The organism is Glaesserella sp. (genome assembly GCF_041817755.1).
GTDB lineage: Bacteria > Pseudomonadota > Gammaproteobacteria > Enterobacterales > Pasteurellaceae > Glaesserella.
Window position 1 is genome coordinate 1 of record NZ_JBGYBX010000054.1, and the last position, 21,273, is coordinate 21,273.

The 21,273-nt window shown below is 43.7% G+C and carries 21 protein-coding genes and 1 pseudogene; 19 read left to right on the plus strand and 3 right to left on the minus strand.

Annotated elements, in window-relative coordinates; all coding sequences use genetic code 11:
• Positions 1 to 10: 10 nt before the first annotated feature.
• The 3 genes from ACEYKX_RS07725 (at position 11) to ACEYKX_RS07735 (ending at position 1,766) form a co-directional block, all read left to right on the plus strand.
• The gene (locus ACEYKX_RS07725) at positions 11 to 109 is read left to right on the plus strand and encodes an IS3 family transposase (RefSeq protein ID WP_373767147.1); all 99 of its coding nucleotides are present in this window, start codon (positions 11 to 13) and stop codon (positions 107 to 109) included.
• Between the two features lie 113 nt (positions 110 to 222).
• The gene (locus ACEYKX_RS07730) at positions 223 to 630 is read left to right on the plus strand and encodes a DUF3302 domain-containing protein (protein WP_373767964.1); all 408 of its coding nucleotides are present in this window, start codon (positions 223 to 225) and stop codon (positions 628 to 630) included.
• 2 nt (positions 631 to 632) lie between these two features.
• The gene (locus ACEYKX_RS07735) at positions 633 to 1,766 is read left to right on the plus strand and encodes an HlyD family secretion protein (RefSeq protein ID WP_373767965.1); all 1,134 of its coding nucleotides are present in this window, start codon (positions 633 to 635) and stop codon (positions 1,764 to 1,766) included.
• A 50-nt stretch (positions 1,767 to 1,816) separates the two neighbouring features.
• Here the strand turns inward: ACEYKX_RS07735 and ACEYKX_RS07740 are convergent.
• A pseudogene (locus tag ACEYKX_RS07740) lies at positions 1,817 to 1,973 on the minus strand (elongation factor P hydroxylase); the annotation flags it as partial.
• Between the two features lie 89 nt (positions 1,974 to 2,062).
• On the opposite strand from ACEYKX_RS07740, the gene ACEYKX_RS07745 reads away from it, so the two are divergent.
• The 7 genes from ACEYKX_RS07745 to argA all read left to right on the plus strand — a co-directional run bounded on the left by ACEYKX_RS07745 (position 2,063) and on the right by argA (position 11,026).
• Positions 2,063 to 2,443 carry a hypothetical protein gene (locus tag ACEYKX_RS07745; protein ID WP_373767966.1) on the plus strand — a complete coding sequence of 127 codons (381 nt, stop codon included), beginning with the start codon at positions 2,063 to 2,065 and terminating at the stop codon, positions 2,441 to 2,443.
• Positions 2,444 to 2,456: 13 nt separating this feature from the next.
• Positions 2,457 to 3,113 carry a tetratricopeptide repeat protein gene (locus tag ACEYKX_RS07750; protein WP_373780698.1) on the plus strand — a complete coding sequence of 219 codons (657 nt, stop codon included), beginning with the start codon at positions 2,457 to 2,459 and terminating at the stop codon, positions 3,111 to 3,113.
• Between the two features lie 509 nt (positions 3,114 to 3,622).
• The gene (locus ACEYKX_RS07755) at positions 3,623 to 6,745 is read left to right on the plus strand and encodes a S8 family serine peptidase (RefSeq protein ID WP_373780699.1); all 3,123 of its coding nucleotides are present in this window, start codon (positions 3,623 to 3,625) and stop codon (positions 6,743 to 6,745) included.
• A gap of 357 nt (positions 6,746 to 7,102) precedes the next feature.
• The gene (gene rbfA / locus ACEYKX_RS07760) at positions 7,103 to 7,486 is read left to right on the plus strand and encodes a 30S ribosome-binding factor RbfA (RefSeq protein ID WP_373767998.1); all 384 of its coding nucleotides are present in this window, start codon (positions 7,103 to 7,105) and stop codon (positions 7,484 to 7,486) included.
• Between the two features lie 2 nt (positions 7,487 to 7,488).
• Positions 7,489 to 8,406 (plus strand): tRNA pseudouridine(55) synthase TruB, encoded by a 918-nt coding sequence (gene truB / locus ACEYKX_RS07765; RefSeq protein ID WP_373767969.1) that lies wholly within the window; start codon positions 7,489 to 7,491, stop codon positions 8,404 to 8,406.
• Between the two features lie 43 nt (positions 8,407 to 8,449).
• The gene (locus ACEYKX_RS07770; protein ID WP_373767970.1) at positions 8,450 to 9,529 is read left to right on the plus strand and encodes a lytic transglycosylase domain-containing protein; all 1,080 of its coding nucleotides are present in this window, start codon (positions 8,450 to 8,452) and stop codon (positions 9,527 to 9,529) included.
• Positions 9,530 to 9,718: 189 nt separating this feature from the next.
• A complete protein-coding gene (gene argA, locus ACEYKX_RS07775; RefSeq protein WP_373767971.1) occupies positions 9,719 to 11,026 on the plus strand; it encodes an amino-acid N-acetyltransferase in 1,308 nt (435 codons plus the stop codon).
• Between the two features lie 117 nt (positions 11,027 to 11,143).
• Here argA and ACEYKX_RS07780 read toward each other — a convergent pair whose 3' ends face one another.
• Positions 11,144 to 12,334 (minus strand): amino acid aminotransferase, encoded by a 1,191-nt coding sequence (locus ACEYKX_RS07780; protein ID WP_373767999.1) that lies wholly within the window; start codon positions 12,332 to 12,334, stop codon positions 11,144 to 11,146.
• A gap of 208 nt (positions 12,335 to 12,542) precedes the next feature.
• On the opposite strand from ACEYKX_RS07780, the gene accD reads away from it, so the two are divergent.
• Positions 12,543 to 13,463 carry an acetyl-CoA carboxylase, carboxyltransferase subunit beta gene (gene accD, locus ACEYKX_RS07785; protein ID WP_373767972.1) on the plus strand — a complete coding sequence of 307 codons (921 nt, stop codon included), beginning with the start codon at positions 12,543 to 12,545 and terminating at the stop codon, positions 13,461 to 13,463.
• Positions 13,463 to 14,761 carry a bifunctional tetrahydrofolate synthase/dihydrofolate synthase gene (gene folC / locus ACEYKX_RS07790; RefSeq protein WP_373767973.1) on the plus strand — a complete coding sequence of 433 codons (1,299 nt, stop codon included), beginning with the start codon at positions 13,463 to 13,465 and terminating at the stop codon, positions 14,759 to 14,761. Before accD ends, folC begins: the two co-directional genes overlap by 1 nt.
• A gap of 33 nt (positions 14,762 to 14,794) precedes the next feature.
• Here the strand turns inward: folC and ACEYKX_RS07795 are convergent, their stop codons facing one another.
• The gene (locus ACEYKX_RS07795; RefSeq protein WP_373767974.1) at positions 14,795 to 15,199 is read right to left on the minus strand and encodes a YhcB family protein; all 405 of its coding nucleotides are present in this window, start codon (positions 15,197 to 15,199) and stop codon (positions 14,795 to 14,797) included.
• A gap of 303 nt (positions 15,200 to 15,502) precedes the next feature.
• Here ACEYKX_RS07795 and rplM point away from each other — a divergent pair, with 303 nt between their 5' ends.
• The 7 genes from rplM (at position 15,503) to ACEYKX_RS07830 (ending at position 21,176) form a co-directional block, all read left to right on the plus strand.
• Positions 15,503 to 15,931: a 50S ribosomal protein L13 gene (gene rplM / locus ACEYKX_RS07800; protein ID WP_012621589.1), complete on the plus strand. Its 429-nt coding sequence runs from the start codon at positions 15,503 to 15,505 to the stop codon at positions 15,929 to 15,931.
• A gap of 15 nt (positions 15,932 to 15,946) precedes the next feature.
• Positions 15,947 to 16,342 carry a 30S ribosomal protein S9 gene (gene rpsI, locus ACEYKX_RS07805; RefSeq protein WP_135673437.1) on the plus strand — a complete coding sequence of 132 codons (396 nt, stop codon included), beginning with the start codon at positions 15,947 to 15,949 and terminating at the stop codon, positions 16,340 to 16,342.
• Between the two features lie 87 nt (positions 16,343 to 16,429).
• Positions 16,430 to 17,203, plus strand: a complete 774-nt coding sequence (yaaA, locus tag ACEYKX_RS07810) for a peroxide stress protein YaaA (RefSeq protein ID WP_373767975.1) — start codon at positions 16,430 to 16,432, stop codon at positions 17,201 to 17,203.
• Positions 17,204 to 17,210: 7 nt separating this feature from the next.
• Entirely contained in the window at positions 17,211 to 17,753 is a 543-nt protein-coding gene (locus tag ACEYKX_RS07815) for an ABC transporter ATPase (RefSeq protein WP_373768000.1), read from the plus strand.
• Positions 17,753 to 18,640 carry a cation diffusion facilitator family transporter gene (locus ACEYKX_RS07820; protein WP_373767976.1) on the plus strand — a complete coding sequence of 296 codons (888 nt, stop codon included), beginning with the start codon at positions 17,753 to 17,755 and terminating at the stop codon, positions 18,638 to 18,640. Before ACEYKX_RS07815 ends, ACEYKX_RS07820 begins: the two co-directional genes overlap by 1 nt.
• Before the next feature lie 288 nt (positions 18,641 to 18,928).
• Positions 18,929 to 19,684, plus strand: coding sequence for a Zn-ribbon-containing protein (locus tag ACEYKX_RS07825; RefSeq protein WP_373767977.1), 756 nt, complete (start codon positions 18,929 to 18,931; stop codon positions 19,682 to 19,684).
• Between the two features lie 157 nt (positions 19,685 to 19,841).
• On the plus strand, positions 19,842 to 21,176 hold the full coding sequence (locus tag ACEYKX_RS07830; protein ID WP_373767978.1) for an L-cystine transporter: 1,335 nt from the start codon (positions 19,842 to 19,844) through the stop codon (positions 21,174 to 21,176).
• The last annotated feature ends 97 nt before the right edge of the window (positions 21,177 to 21,273 follow it).

Here is a 21,273-nt window from a genome sequence, read left to right on the forward strand (position 1 = left end):
ACAGACAGAAATTGAAGCATATTTGGTGTATTACAACCAAAAACGAATTAAACCCGACTTAAAAGGATTGAGCCCGGCACAATACCGAGCTCAATATTTACGTGAGTAACCTGTCCAACTTTTGGGGGGCAGATCATGTGTGGTGAAGTAAACGGATCTATAGAGAAGCCGTTTACTGTGTTGTGTGTATCGGACAAACGTCCGCTTTAAAGGAAAGCGAATATGGCACTCGATTATTTAGCCTTATTTTTTCTGATTTTTGCAAGTATTGTGATTTTCTATGCAATCATTGCAATTCATGATATTCCCTACGAAATTGCGAAAAAACGTAATCATCCGCACTTAGAGGCGATTCATTATGCCGGTTGGGTCAGTCTTTTCACTTTACATGTGATTTGGCCTTTCTTATGGATTTGGGCAACCTTATGGCACAGAGAAAACGGTTGGGGTAATGGTAATCATCAAAAAGATGCAACTGCACTCTCATCATTAGGTGAAATGTCAAAACTGTTACCTGAGCTCGAAAAGCAAAATCAGCAACTTTCTGCTGAATTGCATGAAGTTCGTCAGCAATTAGCGGAATTACAACAAAAATTCGTGGCACTTGAAAAAGCGAAACAAGGAGAATAAGCATGGAATTGATGATTTTAGTAATTTATGCTTCGCTCTGTTGGGGCATTTTCAAACTATTTAAAATTCCATTGAATAAATGGACTGTACCAACCGCATTTTTAGGTGGCGTGGTGTTGCTCGTATCCATGTTATTGTTTATGAACTACAACCATCCGCACACCAAACTGGCAACGCAATACTATGTTTCCACGCCGATCATTCCGAATGTGCGCGGTAAAGTAATTGAAGTCACTTCAGTGAAACCGAATGAATTTGTGAAAAAAGGTGATGTGTTATTCCGTATTGATCCAACGTCTTATCAAGCCGTTGTGGATTTGCGTAAGGCAGAGTTAGCCGAAGCGAAACAAGCGGTAAAATCGTTAGAAGCGGATTATCAAGCGGCTAAAGCGAAAGTCACGGAAAGCAAATTAATCATTACTCAAACACAAAAAGAGTTTGAACGTTATCGCCAATTAGTTGCAACTAATGCAGCGAGCCGTTCGGAATTTGATGCAAAAGAACGTGAGTATTTAGTGGCGAAGGCTTCACACGAAGCGAATTTAGCGACGTTAGAAAAAGCGGAAGGGTTATATTTATCCAAGATTGACGGAGTGAATACCGTTGTTGCACAGGCTCAAGCCCAACTTGACCAAGCGCAATTTGACTTAGATTCAACCATAGTTACTGCACCGGCTGACGGGTTTATTTCTCAAACTTTATTGAGAGAAGGGATGACGGTGAGTAACTTACCGCTCCGTCCGGTGATGACCTTTACACACCAACAAGAGAAGCAGTTTGTCGCGGCATTCAGACAAAATTCATTATTACGTTTAAATGTTGGTAATGAAGCGGAGTTTGCTTTCCCTGCAATTCCGGGACGTGTATTTAAAGCGGAAGTAATTGGTATTCTGCCTGCTATTGGCGAACATGAGTTACAGGCGAACGGCACGCTTTATACCAGCCGTTTTATTAACAATCAAGCCATGCCGCTTGTGGTATTAAAATTAAAAGAAGATATGTCCGAATTTAATTTACCTTATGGTACAACGGCGGAAGTGGCGGTTTATACCGAACACGCTCACCACCTTGCGATGATGCGTAAAATTCTTCTAAGAATGAACAGTTGGAAAAACTACTTATACTTAGATCATTAACATTAACGGGCGATATTTCGCCCGTTCAATCAGCCAGATTTTCGGGCAAGACCGTCCGGCTCATACCAATAACCGAAATCTTCCGATTTACACCCTTCTTTTCCCACAAACAATCAATAAACGACTTCATGCAATGCGTTACTGTAAAAATCCGCATGCGAAACAAATTCGATGATAAGGATATACCTTATTCGCCGGCAAACAAATCGTATTTAATTTTTATGACTAATCGGCTAAACTGCATTTCGATTTTAGCTAAAAATATCATCATGCCTCCATGGTTAAGGAACTGAATTATGAAGAAAACATTCATCTTATTACTCTCCTCCGCCTTGCTGTTAACAGGTTGCGCCGGTTATAAAAATCCCGCATTGACCCAACTCAAAGGAAAACACATTTCCGAAGTACAAAGCAGAATCTCCCATTTTGACAGCGTTGATACCAGCGGAATATTTTCCAACCATTATTATTTATATGACAAATGTATTCATTTCGGTGACAACATTACTTATAACCGATGGGGAGAAATTCTTTCCCGCACACCGATAGAAAAGTGCGGCTATATCCGTTTTGAAACCGATAAAGACGGAATAATCGAAAATTATACCGAATACGGTTACACCACAGACACCGATTTTGAAAGCTATTTTAAAGATTTAGTCGTTATTGAAAAATAATTGGGGGGAAAATATGTATAAAAAATTGCTTATTTCTTTATTAGCCGCCACATTTTTGGTGACCGCTTGCGAATCATCCGGCGGTAGTCAAAACGCCAATAACGCTTCACCAACACCGCAACTCATTATCGATAAACTGATTGAAGCGGAAAATTTGGCGGCAAGCGGACAGCCTCAAGCGGCATTGGATATGGTAATGCCTCACATCCATTACGGCGACGGCTCCGCCGAACTGAGCATCGGTTATATTCATAATGAATATCTTAAAGATAAAATCAATGCGATTAATTGGTATAAAAAATCCGCCGCCAAAGGTAATGTCATTGCCAAATCCAATTTAGGGTATATTTATTACGATATGTATGATTATGATCGCGCTTACGATTATTTTGAAGACAGCGCCGAAAAAGGCTATCTGCCGGCAATCACCCAATTGGGCGTGATGCATTACAACGGTGAAAGCGTCGAACGTGATTACCGCAAAGCCGTACAATATTTCCAACAAGCGCAGCAACAAGGTCACGCCCGCGCCCATTACTTTTTAGGAATCTGTTACTTAGAAAGCCATGGCATTGCGCAGGATTTGGCTAAAGCCAAAGAACTACTGACTTATGCCGAAAATCACGGCATTGAAGAGGCAGGAAAAAAACTGAGACAGTTAGGTTGGTAATAGTTAATCGACTGATCTTATAAAGTGCGGTTGAATTAGATCGTAGGAATGAACAGTTGGAAAAACTATTTATACTTAGATCACTAAATAAAACGGGTGGGAAACCACCCGTGTAAGCGGTCAGATTTTTCGGGTATTTTGCAAATTTGTTGAGAGATCTGATCGCTTGTACATAAAAAGGATATAAACATGATTCGTGCAGTAATGATTGACCGGCTCACCCGTTGGTCATTGGCGGATTTTAAATTAGCGAATATGGCTGAATTACCCGGTGTATTGTCATCGTAATTTTACAAAAAGTGCCTAAACCATACCGCTTGTTTTATTCTTTGACGTGCTTTTTTCGTATGTTGTCTCTTGTGTGCATTGTAGTTTAAGTTTATTTTGATTTTGTCAGTTTATTGTAAGTTTTTCATATCAAAAAGACAGCTTTAGTGCTAATATTTGTGCGATTCTTGTTTTTATCATCCGTTGCGATGATTTGAGCAGGAAACGTAAAAGGAGACGATATGAAAAAAATACTAAAACATTCCGGTACGGCATTGGTGTCATTGTTTCTGAGCGCTTGTGGTGACGGTGAGGATTCGCCGAGCGTCACGCCGATTAATCAGGGGCATCACGCCGATACGGAAGAGGCACATTTGGTAAACATGTCCCGCCGGCAGGATGAGGCGGGGCAGCAAAGCAACCCGAACGATTCTGCGGACGGGGTCCCTCATCACGGTCAGACCATCGATTTTCCCGTCGGGAGTATGGTTAACGAACATAACCCGTCATCGGACACCTCGGTATTAAACGACATTATTCGCCCTGATGTCACGGAAAATGTAATGCTGAATTCGGATCAAACGGGCAATCCGCACGATCTTGAACAATTGACAAATTCTCCGGTGACGACACAAGCGGATCTCTCTGAGAATAATGCCGAAACACCACCCACGACGGATAATATTTCACCGCCTTCAGCTGTGGATACCGAAAAACCGTCGGAACCTTTGATCGATAACAATGGCAGGGTTGAAAACCTGTATTCGACGATACCGACCCAAACCGTCTTCGATGAAGATAAACGCCAAAAAATCGCCGTCATTGATACGGACTTTTCCGTTCATGATACGGGCGATGCCTTTATTACCAACGGTACTCCCCGGTTGATTTTAAATCAAGGTGTAGGCAGACAGGCACAAGGCTCACAATATTCTCACGGTACTCAAGTAGCGGGTGTCATTGCGGCACACAATAACACCTCATGGATCTACGGCTATTCCGCCGAATCGAACGGTATGACGAGCCCGAGTAATTTACATTTTGAAACGGCTTACGCACTGGGCGCGCGGATATTTAACAACTCTTACGGCATTACGCCGAGAGAAAGTGTGGTGAAAGAAAAAGGTTGGGCATATTTAACCAATCATCTTCTTTATAAGCAATTGGCAAAAATGGCGGAAAAAGACAGCATTTTTATTTGGGCGGCTGGCAATGACGGACAAAATACGGCGTACGGACAACATAAATATGCCTCTACGGAATCTCATATTCCCGTCGTCCACAAAGAAGCCCAAAAAGGGTGGATTACCGTTGCCTCCGTAACCGGTTCGCGACGAAGCGGCTATTCGAGTCGAGTGGGAGAAGAGGCAAAAAATTGGGGGATTGCCGCGCCGGGCGATTGGCATTTGTTTAACAGTGTGAATGTCCAAGGCACGTCATTTGCCGCGCCGGTAGTGGCCGCCGCCGTGGCAAGCGTATGGGAAAAATTCCCGTGGATGAGCCACCATTTGGTTACTCAAACGATCCTGTCCACCGCAGATCAACTTGGTAGTTCAACGGTCACGACAGGACCGAATGCGGATATCGGTTGGGGGGTGCTGAATGTGAATCGAGCATTAAAAGGACCGGCGCGCTTCGATACCCGTTTATTGGTGCCGAGCGATAACGGGTTTGTGACGGCAGATTTTAGTTATCGTCAATATGCAGATTCGGATCGTCTCACTTGGAGTAACGATATTGCCGGCGACGCGGGATTCAGAAAACGCGGAACGGGTACACTTTATTTGAGCGGGAATAACCGTTACACGGGCGAAACCCTTATTGAAGGCGGCACGTTGGGGATTTCCAATGCATTAACGCATTCCGCCGTGACTGTTGGAAAAAATGCGACTTTGTTGGTCAATAATGATAAGCAACAGGTTCAGCTAGGCAAATCGGTAACGAATAACGGTACTTTTCATGTATATGGGCAAGGTGTGACGATTCAGGAAAATTACACTGCCGATAAAGATGCCCGCACGGTGATTGATATCCATACGGCACGTTTGCAGGTAAACGGCACTGCTGATATGCAAGGTTCCCGTATTCTTGCGGATGTCGAAAAAATCAACGAAGTTCCCACCCAAGCCGAACAGCACAGAACGATCCTGAAAGCCAATCGGTTACTTAATTATCGGGGAGCTTATACCGTTTCGGATCATATTGCACCTTACATTGAGGTGAGCCGTATTGCTCAACAAGGGAATGAGATTGTCGCAACCTATAAACGGAACAGCACGGAATATGTGTTAAAACGTGCCGGTCATCTCTCCCGCAGTGCGGCAAATACGGGCCAAAATGTAGACAAAGTCTTGGATGAGGTCGCAACAACACCAAACAGCCGTATTCACTCGGACAGTTTGTCGATTATTCGATCAACACCGTTAACCGTCGCACAAACGGTCGATTCCTTGACGGCGGAAATTTATGCCTCATCTCAAAATTTGCTGCTGAATGAAAGCCGTATATTCAGTCAAACGATTGCAGACAGAGCGTTCCATGCGCTTGAATCGGCAACGAATCGCGTTTATACCGCCACCAACCTGCAAGACTATCGTATGTCGCAGGAAGGCTATGCGAAAGCAAAGGTGGAAGGCAATCAGACTTATTTGGGTGCGGATAAACAAACGGATCATATCTTGTTCGGTGCGGCGGCTTACCACAGTCGGCAAAAAGCCGATTTTGAGAAATCAGCAGGGGCGACCACCTTAAACCAACAGGGCGGTGCCGTTTATACCGCTTATCAAACCAGAAGCGGCTATATATCGGCACAAGCCGGCATTGCTCAGGCCGACAATAAGATTAAACGGACGGTTTCGTTACCGAATGAAATGCGGCATATCCATAATAAGGTGAAAGCCTCGCTTTATCATCTCTATACGGAATTAGGGCAGCGTTTTAAATTTAAGCAAGGCGAGATAAGCCCGTTTATCGGCTATCAATTTGATACGATAGTCCAGAAAGCGTTTAATGAAGAAAAAAACTTTGGCGTTTGGGCAAACCGCACCCAATACCGGATCCACAGTTATGTGGCGGGATTGCGAGCATCGGTGAAATGGGGTGATATGCGTTTAAATGCCGGTGTATCTCATCGCCTTACGCCATCTGCGGAAAATACATTTAGCATGAGCGCTCGTTATATCGGTGCGGACAGTGAAATTCATCTACAGGGGATTTCTCCCGCCAAATATGTGACGGCGGAGAAGCTCGGCGTGAGTTATCACATCAACGAGGCATTTCATCTCTTTAGCGAATATGCCCTAGCCCGTCAACAAGGCGGAGAAAAATGGCACCGCATTAGCCTCGGGGCAACTTATCGGTTTTAACCGGTTTACGGGTAAAAAAGAACACGGAAGTGACCGCTTGTGTGCGTTTTAGCGGAATCGGGCAGTTCGCCGACAAGCGGTCGGTTACGGTTGAAATTTTACAAATTTCTCCTTCAAACCGACCGCTTGTAACACATTTATTGCTTGTGAAATAAGCCTTTTGGGACTATCATTTTATCCGATGATATTTGATATATACGGCATAGACGTACGGTGTGCGTCATTGGATTTATAATTCGGACGCACGCGGTGCGCCCCTACGTTAATTCCGAATGATATTGCTTTTCCGATCAAATGAAACAAACAACTTTAGGGGCGTATTGTTACGCCCCATTATTTATTCTAAAGGAAAAACAGATGGCAAGAGAATTTTCAAGAGCCGATCGTGTAGCGCAAGAGCTACAAAAAGAGATCGCTATCATTTTACAGCGAGAAGTCAAAGATCCGCGTATCGGTATGGTCACGGTGTCGGATGTCGAAATCAGTCGTGATTTAGCCTATGCCAAAGTGTTCGTCACCTTCTTGTTCGACAGTGATGAAAGTGCGGTAGAGCGTGGCTTGGCAGGCTTAAACAATGCGTCGGGCTATATTCGCAGCCTCGTCGGTAAAGCCATGCGTTTGCGTATCGTGCCGGAACTTCGGTTTGTGTACGATCAATCGTTAGTCGAAGGTATGCGGATGTCAAACTTAGTGAGCAATGTTATCCGCAAAGATCAAGAACGCCACGTTGAAGAAGAGTAGCGATGGGCAGACCGAAGAAAAAAGGGCGCGACGTTCATGGCGTTTTCTTACTGGATAAGTCGCAAGGCATCAGTTCTAACGATATTATGCAGAAGGTTAAACGTCTGTTTAATGCGAACAAAGCCGGGCATACCGGGGCGTTGGATCCGCTGGCAACGGGGATGCTGCCGATCTGTTTGGGGGAAGCGACCAAGTTTTCCCAATTTTTGCTCGATTCGGATAAGCGTTACCTTGTCACTGCAAAGCTCGGAGAACGCACCGATACCTCCGATGCGGACGGTCAGGTGGTTCACACGCGGGATGTGCAAGTTGATACGTCGCAAATTTTAGGTGCGTTGGAGGCATTTCGCGGCGATATTTTACAAGTACCGACTATGTTTTCTGCATTGAAACACAATGGTAAACCGCTTTATGAATACGCCAGAGCAGGAATAACGGTAGAGCGTGAAGCCCGCTCGATTACGATTTTTGAATTACAATTTATCGACTACCAAACGCCGTATTTGACTTTAGAAGTTCATTGTTCAAAAGGCACTTATATTCGCACGCTAGTTGACGACCTCGGTGAAGCGCTGGGTTGCGGTGCACATGTCACCATGCTAAGACGCTTAGCGGTTGCCGATTATCCGGCAGAAAAAATGCTGACGTTAGAGCAATTGCAAAATTTTGCCGAAAACCGACCGCTTGTAGAGCTGGATCAATTGTTATTGCCGATGGACAGTACGGTTTCGCGTTTGCCAAAATTAAGGTTAACGGCGGAACAAACCAAAGCCGTCGGCTTCGGGCAACGCATAAGATTTGTAAATGATGAACAAATCTATGGACAAGTGCGTTTATTTTCAGATAATGACACGTTTGTCGGCGTTGCAGAGATCCGAGAGGATAATGTGATTCGCCCGCATAGAATGGTTAATTTGTAAATTCTTACCGTATAAAATAATAAAGTTTAGTTTTTAGTGAGTTGTGGATATGAAAAAATACCTTATTTCTACGATTGCCTGTGCGTTACTGGCAGGCTGCTCAAGCAATAGTGGAATCTACCCTAAATTAGCATTGGATGCCAAATACACAAAATCACGTACAACCAAAAATTTTGATAACTACGTTGTCTTCTTAAAACAAAAGGCTGCAGGAGAAGGAGTTTCCGGCAGGGTGTTAAACGAAGGCGATATTAAATACGTTGCGCGTGCCGTCCAGTTGGACAAAGAACAATCAAGCAAACGTCAAACACCGAATGCGAAGAAAGTGAATCCGAACGGGGTGACGAATTATTTGAATAAAGTCCTGACTACATCCAAAGTAAATACCGCGGCAGAGCGTTGGAAAAAATTCCAACCGCAATTGGCTCAAGTGAGTCAGAAATACGGCGTTCAAAAAGAATACATCGTAGCGTTGTGGGGAATGGAAAGCAGCTTCGGACGTTCTCAAGGAAAATTTGATGTGCTGTCGGTACTTGCTACTTTGGCGTTTGAAGGGCGTCGCGAACAACTCTTTACTCAAGAGTTTGTGAATGCGATGAAGATGATTGACAGTCAAAGCATTACCCGTAGTGAAATGAAAGGATCATGGGCGGGAGCAATGGGGCAAACCCAATTCATGCCGACTTCTTATATAAAATATGCGGCGGACGGTAACCGCGACGGCAGAAAAGATATTTGGACCGATGAGCACGACGCGTTTGCGTCCATCGCTAATTATTTATCCACCGTGGGTTGGAATGATAAATTACCTTGGGGGATCGAAGTAAAATTGGCTCAGCCGATTGATATGTCATTTTCCGGATTGGAACCGAATTTAGCCAAATCCTTAGCGGAGTGGCAGGCTTGGGGTGTATATTTAGCCTATCCGAATGCACTGGAGCTGGCGAAACAACAAGCGTTACAAAGTGAGAAATTATGGTTGGTGCGTCCGGATAATGGTGCAGGCAGAGCGTTCTTGGTGTCGGAAAACTATCGTACCATTTTAGATTGGAACCGTTCGAACCATTTTGCAATCAGTATCGGTAAATTTGCCGATCGCATTTTAGAAAAAGTCAACCGATAGGTATCCACAATTCAGCTTGATTGACTGAAAGCAGTCCGACGTAAATCGGGCTGTTTTTTGTTTCGTTTTTAGAAAATATTTCACTGCTTTTTACCATTTCTTTCTTTGCGTAGCGGCAAACTTGCATTAATATCATCTAGGCTTGCTTTTATGACAAGCCCCCTTGAATAAAAAGAAAACAGGAAAAATATGCGCAACACACAGCTCGTTCAGTGGTTCAGACAGTCAACGCCCTATGTGAACTTACACAGCGGTAAAACCTTTGTGATTATGTTAGACGGTGAAGTATTAGAGAGCCCGAACTTTATCAATATCATTAACGATATCAGCCTACTACACAGCTTAAATATTAAACTGGTCATCGTTTTCGGTGCCAGACCGCAAATTAATCAATTGCTTGAAAAAAATCAGCTCACATCGGCTTACTATAACAATATCCGTGTTACTAACGCACAAGCTCTCGATATCGTCAAACAAGCGGTCGGTAAGGTACATTACGACTTATTTGCTCGTTTGTCGCTACGTTCGCCGAATGCCCCGGTGATTAATATCGTGAGCGGCAATATGATTTTAGCCCAGCCGATAGGCGTGATCGACGGTGTAGATTATGCCCTGAGCGGCAAAGTGCGCCGCGTCAATCTTGACAGCATCAAACAGCAGTTAGAAAAAAATTCCATCGTATTGCTCGGTCCCATCGCTCCGTCCGTGACCGGTGAAATGTTCAATTTACCTTTTGAAGAAATTGCTACACAAGTAGCGATTAAGTTAAAAGCGGATAAATTGATCGGATTTTGTGATGAGCAGGGTATTATTGACGAACAAGGTCAAGTTATGGCGGATCTCTCTCCGGAAGAAGCAAAAAGTCATTTAGTCCGACTGATCGATAACGGACAATACCATTCGGCAAAAGCGCGTTTTTTACAGGCAGCGATTGACGTGTGTCGGGCCGGCGTGAAACGCGCCCATTTAATTAGTTATACCGAGGACGGTTCATTGCTGCAAGAATTGTTCTCCCGTGACGGTATCGGTACGCAGCTTTCAATGCAAAATTCGGAAGATATTCGGATTGCTACGGTGCAGGATATTCCGGGATTATTGGAGCTAATTCACCCGTTGGAACAACAAGGTATTTTAGTCAAACGTTCGCGCGAGCAAATTGAAATGGAAATTGATCATTACACTATTATAGAGCGTGACGGTGTCGTGATTGCCTGTGCGGCGCTTAATCCGTATTTAGAGGAACATATGGCGGAAATGGCATGTGTGGCGGTTCACCCCGATTATCGGGATTCGGCACGCGGTGATATTTTGTTGGGTGAAATTCAAAAACGTGCGCGAAAGTTAGGTGTAGAGAAATTGTTTATTCTGACGACCAGAACGACACAATGGTTCCAAGAGCGTGGTTTTGTATTAGCGGGGATAGAAGATTTACCGAAATACAAGCGTGAGCATTATAACCATCAGCGAAAATCTAAGGTGTTAATTCAACAGCTTTAAACGATAAATGAACAAGCGGTCTGTTTCATGAAGAATTTTGCAAAAAAACATGACAAACAGACCGCTTGCAGAAACCAAAACAGCCGGATGTCCGGCTGTTTGTTACTGAATCGGGGGTTAAAGTACTTTTACAATCGCTTCGCATAATGCGTCGATATTATCATTGGTAATGCCCGCCACATTGATGCGCCCTGATCGTACCGCATAAATCGCAAATTCATCGCGCAAACGATCCACTTGTTCAGGGGTTAAACCACTAAACGAGAACATCCCGTTTTGTGCAATGATAAAATCGAAATTTTGCGTTGCGCCTTTCTCTTTTAACAAGGCGACAAATTTTGCACGCATCTCTTTGATACGGTTACGCATTTCTGCCAGTTCTTCAATCCAGTTAGCTTTTAATTGCGGATCCGCTAACACTGTAGCCACCGCACTCGCTCCGTGTGAAGATGGGTTAGAGTAGAGTACGCGAATAATCGATTTGACTTGGCTGAACGCATTATTTGCCACTTCTGCGTTATCCGCCACTAAGGTAAACGCCCCGACACGCTCGTTGTATAAACCAAAGTTTTTCGAATAAGAGCTTGCGACTAACACTTCACGATGATTTTTCACGAAGGTGCGTAAGCCAAACGCATCTTCTTCCAAGCCGTTTGCAAAGCCTTGATAAGCAAAGTCAAATAACGGTAACCAGCCTTTTTCCGCAGACATATTGGCTAAGACTTGCCACTGTTCCGGCGTAGGGTCAATCCCTGTCGGGTTGTGACAGCAACCGTGGAAAAGCACCACATCGCCTTTACTTGCTTGGTTTAAATCTGCAATGAGATTGTCCCAGTCTAAGGCTTTGCTCTCTTTATTGTAGTAACGATATTCTTTGATATTGATGCCAACCGCATTGAAAATTGCGTTGTGGTTTGGCCAAGTTGGGGTTGAAATCCACACATTTTGGGTGTTGGTTTGGCGTTTAACAAATTCTGCGGCAATACGTAACGCACCGGTACCGCCAAGGCTTTGTGCGGTTTTGGCACGACCGGAGGTAATCACTTCGGCTCCCGTACCGAACAGCAATTCTTGCGTTTGTGCGTTGAAATCGGCAATACCGTCAATAGTGAGATAATTTTTGGTATTTTCTTTCGCAAGTAAACGGGTTTCCGCTTCTTTTACCGCTTTAACAATCGGGGTTTGCCCTTTTGCATCTTTATAAACGCCAATTCCCAAATTGATTTTTTCAGGACGGGTTTCTGCTTTAAACGCTTCGCCCAAGCCTAAAATCGGGTCTGCCGGAGCCGCTTGAATGTGGTTAAACATCGACATCGTTTTTTCCTCTAAAGTTGTGTGCACAAATAAATGGGATTTATACTTTGAATTATTTTTTTTAGCAAGAGGCAAGCGGTCGGATCATGCAGAAAATTTGCAAATCGCGAATTTCTTGTCGGAGTTGTGCTTTTCTGTACCCAATTTTATGATTTTATGCTTTAATACGCACAATTTTCTCAACATAAAATAAGGCATAGAAATGAGCTGGATTGAAAAAATTTTAGGAAAAACCTCTTCATCCAACGGGAGCAAATCAAAAGTACCGGAAGGTGTGTGGACAAAATGTACGAGCTGTGAACAAGTGTTATACAGCGAAGAACTCAAACGCAATATGCAAGTGTGCCCGAAATGTGATCATCATATGCGAATTGATGCCCGAACCCGTTTATTGGCGCTATTGGATAAAGACAGTGCGGAAGAAATTGCTGCCGAGTTAGAACCGCAAGACGTGTTGAAATTTAAAGATCTGAAAAAATATAAAGATCGTTTAACCGCCGCACAAAAGCAAACGGGGGAAAAAGATTCTTTTATCGTCATGTACGGTAAATTATTGGATATGCCGGTCGTCGTGGCTTCATTCAATTTTGAATTTATGGGTGGTTCGATGGGATCGGTTGTCGGTGCGAAATTTGTCAGAGCGGCGGAACGCGCACTAAGCGAAAACATTCCGTTTATCTGTTTCTCGGCATCCGGCGGTGCGCGTATGCAGGAAGCGTTATTCTCGTTAATGCAGATGGCGAAAACCAGTGCGATATTAGCCAAAATGAAAGAGCAAGGCGTGCCGTTTATTTCGGTATTAACCGATCCGACCTTAGGCGGCGTATCGGCAAGTTTAGCGATGTTGGGTGATATAAATATTGCCGAGCCGAAAGCCTTAATCGGCTTTGCCGGTCCGCGCGTAATTGAACAAACCGTACGTGAAAAATTACCGGAAGGCTTCCAACGCAGTGAATTTTTAATGGAAAAGGGGGCGATTGATATGATCGTTCATCGTAAAGAGATGCGCGATACCCTTGCCCGCTTATTGGCAAAACTGGCGCATCAACCGACGCCGTTTAAAACCGGCGAGTTGATTGAGGCGGAAGAAATTCAAGCGAATGACGTGAAAACAGACGCATAATGACAACATTGATTCAACCCAAAGCCACGGATTCTCTGGAAACGTGGCTTTCCTATTTGGAAAAAAGCCATTTCAAACCGATTGACATGGGATTAGCGCGTATTCGTGATGTGGCGGAAAAATTGGATTTACTCAAACCGGCAGCTTATGTTATCACCGTTGCCGGCACTAACGGTAAAGGTTCAACTTGTAAACTGCTTGAAACGGCGTTGATGAAAGCCGGATTACGCGTCGGTGTATATTCGTCCCCGCATTTGATCCATTATAACGAGCGAGTACGGATTCAAGGAGAAATGGTGTCCGATCATGATTTTATCCGAACCTTCGATTATATTGAACGGCATAAATCACAATCGCTGACTTATTTTGAATTCGGCACATTAGCCGCGTTGGATCTGTTTCGTCGTACACAACCGGATGTTGTTATCTTGGAAGTCGGACTGGGCGGGCGGTTGGATGCGACGAATATCGTGGATGCGGATTTTGCGGTCATCACCTCAATTGATATTGATCATGTTGAATTTTTAGGCAATGACAGAGAAACGATCGGTCGGGAAAAAGCGGGCATTTTTCGCCCGAATATTCCGGTAGTTATTGGTGAGCCGAATTGTCCGCAAAGTATTTTAGATTATGCAAAAGCGTTAAATTGTCACGTTTTTAGGCGAGGAGTAGAGTGGGATTTTTCAGTAACGCAACAAAACCTACACTGGCAATCGGCTAGTCGTTCATTGACTATGCCGCTTCCGCATATTCCTGCTCCCAATGCGGCAACCGCATTAGCCGTATTAAACGAGTTGCCGTTTGATATTAATGAAAGCGTGATGGCACAAGCTGTTTCGGAAACGGAAATGATCGGGCGTTTTCAAATTTTAAAACCGGCGGATTTGCAAAATATTACGCCAAACAGACCGCTTGCAACAGTGATTGTGGATGTCGGACATAACCCGCATGCCGCGCGCTATTTGGCTGAACGTTTAGCGGAACTGGTTCATCCGAACCGTCGTATTTATGCGGTGTTTAGTGCATTGGCAGATAAAGATCTCGAAGGGATTGTCGAGCAGTTGGATAAATATATCGAAACATGGTTTTGCGCCGGGTTGAGCGGCTATCGCGGGCAATGCGGCGAGCAGGTTGTTGAAAAGCTGAAAACGGTATTGCCTCATGCGAAAGCCGCCGCGTATGAGGATGTCGCCTCAGCTAGTGAAATCGCGTTTAAACAAGCAACGAAAGACGATGTGATTTTGGTTTTCGGCTCGTTTCACACAGTAGCGGATTTTATGTTGTGGCTTAAAATATAAAAGTAAAAGGTCGACGAATGTCGACCTTATTTACTAGGATTGGGATTTTGGCATTATTCCCGATGAACCTTCGGAGTAATCTTTCGGTTGATCATCCGGACTATCTGCAGGTTTATTGCCCAATTGGGCTTGGAAAAACTCGATTTTATTCGCTTCGGCTTCAGGGAGTAGGGTTTGAGAGCCTTTTGCCAAGTGAGAATAGAGTTTTTTGTAATCTTCGGCAAGTGTTGCCAACAACGAAGCGGATTGTTCGAAATGTTTTTCCAACTGTTGTTTTTGTTCGTCGATTTTAGTGGTCGCCGCTTTCAAATCTTTTTCCAGTTTTTGCTGTTTTTGAGCGTTGGCGTTCGTCGCTCGGAAAATAACGTAGCCTAAAATTAAGCCGACAACAAACGCTGCGATAATGGCAGTCCACACGTTTCCGGACCATTGTTCCATAGAGATCTCCTTATATAAAGTAATCACAGGGTAATTATTTTTATCATTTTCTAAATAAGATGAGAAGTAAAAAAGAAAATGAATGTGTAAAATTTTGATATTGTCTACAAATCTTAAAAAATATCCAAAAATCTTTAGCAATTTACATGTAATGTCTGTATAATCCCGCCACCCTGTTTTTGCACGGTATTCCCGCCGTGCAAGTTTGGTCTGAATAAGACTCGAAGGGGTCAGATTCTACCGTATATAGGTAATATCCATTTTGGATATTGGGTTTAAACTTTAAATTTTGGTATTTAATTAATGAAAACTTTTGTAGCAAAACCAGAAACAGTTAAACGTGACTGGTATGTAGTAGATGCGACAGGTAAAACTTTAGGTCGTTTAGCTACTGAATTAGCACGTCGTCTTCGTGGTAAACACAAGGCTGAGTACACTCCACACGTAGATACCGGTGATTACATCATCGTTATCAATGCGGAAAAAGTAGCGGTAACAGGCAAAAAAGAAACTGATAAAATCTACTACTGGCACACTGGCTATGTAGGTGGTATCAAAGATGCAACCTTCAAAGAAATGATTGCTCGTCGTCCAGAAGCAGTGATTGAAATTGCGGTTAAAGGTATGTTGCCAAAAGGTCCATTAGGCCGTGCAATGTTCCGTAAATTAAAAGTGTATGCAGGTAACGAACACAACCACGCAGCACAACAACCACAAGTTTTAGATATCTAATCACGGAGCATAAAAATGACAGCAGCAAATCAAAACTACGGCACAGGTCGCCGCAAAAGCTCTTCAGCTCGTGTATTTATCAAACCGGGCAATGGTAACATTACCATTAACCAACGTTCTTTAGAAGTTTACTTCGGTCGCGAAACAGCTCGTATGATCGTTCGTCAACCATTAGAATTAGTTGAGTTAACAGATAAATTAGACTTATACATCACTGTTAAAGGTGGTGGTATTTCTGGTCAAGCGGGTGCAATCCGTCACGGTATCACTCGTGCATTGATGGAATACGATGAAACTCTTCGTCCAGCATTGCGTGCAGCGGGCTTTGTTACCCGTGATGCTCGTCGTGTTGAACGTAAAAAAGTGGGTTTACACAAAGCACGTCGTCGTCCACAATACTCAAAACGTTAATACGAAAGTATTTACCAGAAAGGCAGGAATTTTCCTGCCTTTTCTTTTTTGCTATAATTCGAGCCTTTCCAAATTTTAAGGATTTCTATGTTAGCCATTATTTCCCCAGCCAAAACCCTTGATTTTGAAACTAAAATTGATGGGTTTGCATTTTCTCAGCCTGAACTAACCGCTTACAGCCAGCAATTAATTGATATTTGTAAACAATTTTCCCCTGCGGAAGTAGCGTCACTGATGTCGATTAGCGACAAATTGGCGAGCCTGAATGTCGCCCGTTTTGCCGAATGGACAATGGAACACAACGAGCAAAATGCAAAACCAGCGTTATTTGCTTTCAAAGGCGATGTTTATACAGGTTTAGAAGCCGAAACCTTAACCAAGGCAGAAATCGACTACGCACAACGCCATTTACGAATGTTATCAGGGCTATATGGGTTATTAAAACCGTTAGATTTAATGCAGCCGTACCGTTTAGAAATGGGAACAAAATTGGCTAACCCGAAAGGCAAAGATTTATATCACTTTTGGGATAACATCATTACCCAACATTTACAGCAAGCCATTGATGAACAAGATGATAATATCTTAGTTAATCTTGCCTCCGATGAATATTTCGGGGCGGTACAAGCGGAGAAATTAACGGCAAAAATCATCAAACCTGTTTTCTTGGACGAAAAGAATGGCAAATATAAAGTGATTAGCTTTTATGCGAAAAAAGCGCGTGGCATGATGGTGAGATTTATGTTGCAGACCCAATCAACCAACGTTGACCAACTGAAAGCCTTTAATTATGGTGGTTATTGGTTTGATGAAACGGCGTCAACGGAAACGGAATTGGTGTTTAAACGTGAGGAACAATAGCGTGACAATGTGTCGTAAAGTTATTTTTTTGCCGTTAGTTTTAACAGGCTGTGTCGTGACTCAACCAGACTTTTTGATACCGGAACAGATAAATTATCAGGGCAAAACCTACGAAAAAGTCACTCATAATCAGCTCGACGAAATGCAGCAATCGCTCTTTTTGCCACAAGACAGCAATAAAAATCCAGAGCAGTGGCAGCAGGGGATTTTATTATTTACCGATAAAAACAGCCAGCAAAAAAGCTTGAACGATAGGGTAGAACTGCGCCAAAACACTTTCGCTAAACAGCCCGATACCAAAGCGAAAGTGGCGGTTGTCGGCGAAGAGCTTCAAAGCGAAGTGTTGTATCCACCGACTGCTCGTTTTAATGATTACCAGCTGGAAGTCAGCCGTGGGCGAAATTCTCAGTGCGGTTACAGTCAAATGCAGCTTGCTGACAAGCGGTCAGTTTCTGCAAAAAATTTGCAAAATCTGACCGCTTACTTGAATGAACTACATCAAATGGCGTTGCAATTTTCGCAATTAGCGTGGCAAATTGAGTGTAAATAATGGAACAACAATATACCCAATATGTAAAACGGGCGGCGAACTTGGCAGTAATTGTCGCTGCTACCTTGATTATTGCAAAAGCGTTTGCATGGTGGCAGACCGGTTCAATGGCGATTTTGGCAGCAATGACGGACTCGCTCGTGGATTTATTTGCTTCACTGACAAATATGTTGGTGCTACGTTTTGCCTTACAACCTGCCGATGATGATCATACTTTTGGACACGGCAAAGCAGAATCCCTTGCCGCTCTTGCTCAAAGTGCCTTTATTACGGGGTCGGCGGCGTTTTTACTGTTACAAGGTATTCAACGATTAACCGAACCCGAACTCATTCAACGCAGTGATTTAGGGATTGCGATTACTATTTTTTCGATAGTGCTCACGGCGGCATTGGTATGGTATCAAAAGCGCGTGGTGAAACTTACCCAAAGCCCGGCGATTGAAGCGGATTCTTTGCATTATCAAACGGATCTCTATATGAATGCGGCGATTCTTGTGGCGATGATTCTAAATATCTACGGTGTGGTTTATGCCGATGCGCTGTTTGCCATCGGGATTGCCCTGTATATTCTGTTTAATGCTGCAAAAATGTGTTGGGAAGCGGTGCAATCCTTGTTGGATAAAGCATTACCCCAAGAAGAAGTCGATCAAATTTGGGCGATTGCTTTGCAACACCCACGCATTATCGGTATACATGATGTGAAGACTCGCCGTGCAGGTGCGATTCGCTTTATTCAGCTACATTTAGAACTGGACGATCATCTGCCTTTAGTTGTCGCACACGACATTACCGACAGTCTTGAACAAAAAATATTGGCAGCATTTCCCCATTCGGAAGTGATTATCCACCAAGAGCCGACGACGATTGTAAAACAGGAAAAACAGTAAATAAAAAGTAGGGTGCGTGTAAACGCACCGTAGATAGTTGATAAAGTTATTTTGTGAGTTTTTATCTCTCACTTTGCTTTTACTTCTGCCAAATCTCCCCTAACCCCTCTTTGCTAAAGAGGGGGATCAGATCGAAGGAAATTTTAGTTCATCTGGAAAATTCAACATCATTTTGAAGAACTTCGATCTTTTAATTTACCACAGGGCAAATTCCCCTCTTTAGCAAAGAGGGGTTAGGGGAGATTTGGCAGACGAATAAACGAAGTGAGGGAATGATGAGAGGGATTTATGTACCAAATCTTAGCCCATTTCAGCTACCAACATTTCGAGCAAGATCCGGTGACATTGATTAATCAAGTGTTAAATCAATGGCTGTATAACGGACAGGTTATCGGGCGAGAAATGGCGGTGACTTATCACCAAACGGAATTTCAAGTCCGTCTTTCCACCCCTGAACAAGATAGCTTGTTGCCGAAAAATAACAGCCCAAAAGTAGATGAAGCCTTAGCCCAAGCGGAAGAAGCCGGTGTGGTTTTTGAGTATTTTGAGCTGATTGGTCGGGATTATCAGGCGGAGGAAACCAGTGACAATCTAAAGCCGAGCTTTCAAATTCTCTACACCACACATTTAGACACTTGCTCACCCATTTACGACGGCGACAGCTTCCGTCCGATCCCGTTATATCGTTTAGGTAATCAGCCGTTAAGCGAACAAGTCTTGAAATGGCAACAAGACTGGCAGGCGTGCGATACCTTGCAAATGAACGGTTCAACTCTTGAACAGCAAGCCTTAGATCAGATTTGCGAGATTCATAGCGACTTGGCTCAACGGGGCAGAGCATTAAGCCGACAGCTTGAACAGCATACAGGCACACCAACCTATTATTATCTCTATCGCTTAGGGCAAAGCCCTGAAATTGAGCATCACCGCCGTTGTCCAAGTTGCAACGGACAGTGGAAATTAGCTCAACCGCTGCACGAGATTTTCCATTTTAAATGCGACCAATGCCGTTTGGTTTCCAATTTAAGTTGGGAAGTGATGTAACAAGCGGTATGATTTGAAGCAAAATTTGCAAAATGCTATGCGGATCACACCGCTTGATGAGATAAACATAGCATTTGGCTATACCTCATGCGTAAATTTACTTGAAAACCGTTAAAGAGTACTTTTATGCTTAGTGTGTTTTTTATTTGGAGGATCTATGGTCATTTTTAATTTAGTCGTGTTTGTCGGCTTTTTAGCCCTGCTGGCGGCAATTTTCAAACAAACTCAAAAATTAGGGCGTACCGTTTTTATCGGGTTGTTATTGGGCTTGGCAAGCGGTGCAATTTTGCAATTTTTTTACGAAAAACCGATTATTGACGCTACGCTGGACTGGGTCAATTTAGTGGGGAACGGCTATGTCCGATTATTGCAAATGATCGTGATGCCGTTAGTCTTTATCTCCATTTTATCGGCGATTACCCGTTTAAATGAAGCCGGTTCGCTAGGTAAAATCAGTTTTAGCGTGTTATCCGTATTATTAATCACCACGGCGATTGCGGCGGCTATCGGTATCGCCATGGTTTATCTGTTTGATCTTTCGGCGGAAGGATTGGTTGCAGGCGAACGTGAATTAGCGGCTCAGGCGAAAGTGGACGGGCGCGTAGAACAGGTCAGTCATTTGACCGTACCGGCAATGTTATTGTCATTTATTCCACGTAATCCGTTTGCCGAATTAACCGGTGCGAATCCGACATCGATTATCAGTGTCGTGATCTTTTCTGCGTTTTTAGGTGTTGCCGCATTGAGTCTGGCGAAAGAAGATAAGGCACTGGGCGATCGTATCGCGCAAGGCGTAGACACATTGAATAAGCTGGTGATGCGTTTGGTGCATTTTGTCATCCGTTTAACGCCTTACGGTGTATTTGCGTTGATGATCAAAATGGGCGCCACGTCACAATGGGCGGATATTGTGAATTTGGGGAATTTTATTTTGGCCTCCTATGCGGCGATTATTTTGATGTTTATTGTGCACGGGGTATTACTTGCCTTGGTGAAGGTGAATCCGTTGGATTATTACAAAAAAGTCATGCCGACCTTAAGTTTCGCATTCAGCTCCCGTTCGAGTGCAGCGACGTTGCCGTTGAATATCGAAACGCAAACGAATAAATTGGGTAATCACAGTGTGATTGCCAATTTCTCCGCTACATTCGGTGCGACGATCGGACAAAACGGCTGTGCGGGTATTTATCCGGCAATGTTAGCGGTGATGGTTGCGCCGACCGTCGGCGTGGATCCGTTCAGCGTACAATATATTGCGACCTTGATTTTAATTGTGGCGATTTCATCTTTCGGTATTGCCGGTGTCGGAGGCGGTGCAACCTTTGCGGCAATTGTCGTGTTGTCCGCCTTAGATTTACCGCTTGCACTGGTCGGTTTGTTGATCTCAATCGAACCGCTCATTGACATGGGGCGAACCGCCTTGAACGTAAACGGTGCAATGGTGGCGGGTACGATGACAAATCAATTATTGAAAGCTCACCACGAAAAGTAATTTGCAAAATAATGACATGAAACCACCGCTTGTTATTCACAAGCGGTGGTTTTTTCATGTCTCGTATCCCTATTTTATTTTCGGCGTAATGCTATAA

Coding starts and splice junctions, on each gene's coding strand:
- ACEYKX_RS07815 (WP_373768000.1), top strand. CDS start 17,211: ATGTGTCGTAAAGTTATTTTTTTGCCGTTAGTTTTAACAGGCTGTGTC.
- ACEYKX_RS07750 (WP_373780698.1), top strand. CDS start 2,457: ATGTATAAAAAATTGCTTATTTCTTTATTAGCCGCCACATTTTTGGTG.
- rpsI (WP_135673437.1), top strand. CDS start 15,947: ATGACAGCAGCAAATCAAAACTACGGCACAGGTCGCCGCAAAAGCTCT.
- rplM (WP_012621589.1), top strand. CDS start 15,503: ATGAAAACTTTTGTAGCAAAACCAGAAACAGTTAAACGTGACTGGTAT.
- truB (WP_373767969.1), top strand. CDS start 7,489: ATGGGCAGACCGAAGAAAAAAGGGCGCGACGTTCATGGCGTTTTCTTA.
- ACEYKX_RS07755 (WP_373780699.1), top strand. CDS start 3,623: ATGAAAAAAATACTAAAACATTCCGGTACGGCATTGGTGTCATTGTTT.
- yaaA (WP_373767975.1), top strand. CDS start 16,430: ATGTTAGCCATTATTTCCCCAGCCAAAACCCTTGATTTTGAAACTAAA.
- accD (WP_373767972.1), top strand. CDS start 12,543: ATGAGCTGGATTGAAAAAATTTTAGGAAAAACCTCTTCATCCAACGGG.
- ACEYKX_RS07730 (WP_373767964.1), top strand. CDS start 223: ATGGCACTCGATTATTTAGCCTTATTTTTTCTGATTTTTGCAAGTATT.
- ACEYKX_RS07795 (WP_373767974.1), bottom strand. CDS start 15,199: ATGGAACAATGGTCCGGAAACGTGTGGACTGCCATTATCGCAGCGTTT.
- ACEYKX_RS07745 (WP_373767966.1), top strand. CDS start 2,063: ATGAAGAAAACATTCATCTTATTACTCTCCTCCGCCTTGCTGTTAACA.
- ACEYKX_RS07820 (WP_373767976.1), top strand. CDS start 17,753: ATGGAACAACAATATACCCAATATGTAAAACGGGCGGCGAACTTGGCA.
- argA (WP_373767971.1), top strand. CDS start 9,719: ATGCGCAACACACAGCTCGTTCAGTGGTTCAGACAGTCAACGCCCTAT.
- rbfA (WP_373767998.1), top strand. CDS start 7,103: ATGGCAAGAGAATTTTCAAGAGCCGATCGTGTAGCGCAAGAGCTACAA.
- ACEYKX_RS07825 (WP_373767977.1), top strand. CDS start 18,929: ATGTACCAAATCTTAGCCCATTTCAGCTACCAACATTTCGAGCAAGAT.
- ACEYKX_RS07830 (WP_373767978.1), top strand. CDS start 19,842: ATGGTCATTTTTAATTTAGTCGTGTTTGTCGGCTTTTTAGCCCTGCTG.
- folC (WP_373767973.1), top strand. CDS start 13,463: ATGACAACATTGATTCAACCCAAAGCCACGGATTCTCTGGAAACGTGG.
- ACEYKX_RS07735 (WP_373767965.1), top strand. CDS start 633: ATGGAATTGATGATTTTAGTAATTTATGCTTCGCTCTGTTGGGGCATT.
- ACEYKX_RS07780 (WP_373767999.1), bottom strand. CDS start 12,334: ATGTTTAACCACATTCAAGCGGCTCCGGCAGACCCGATTTTAGGCTTG.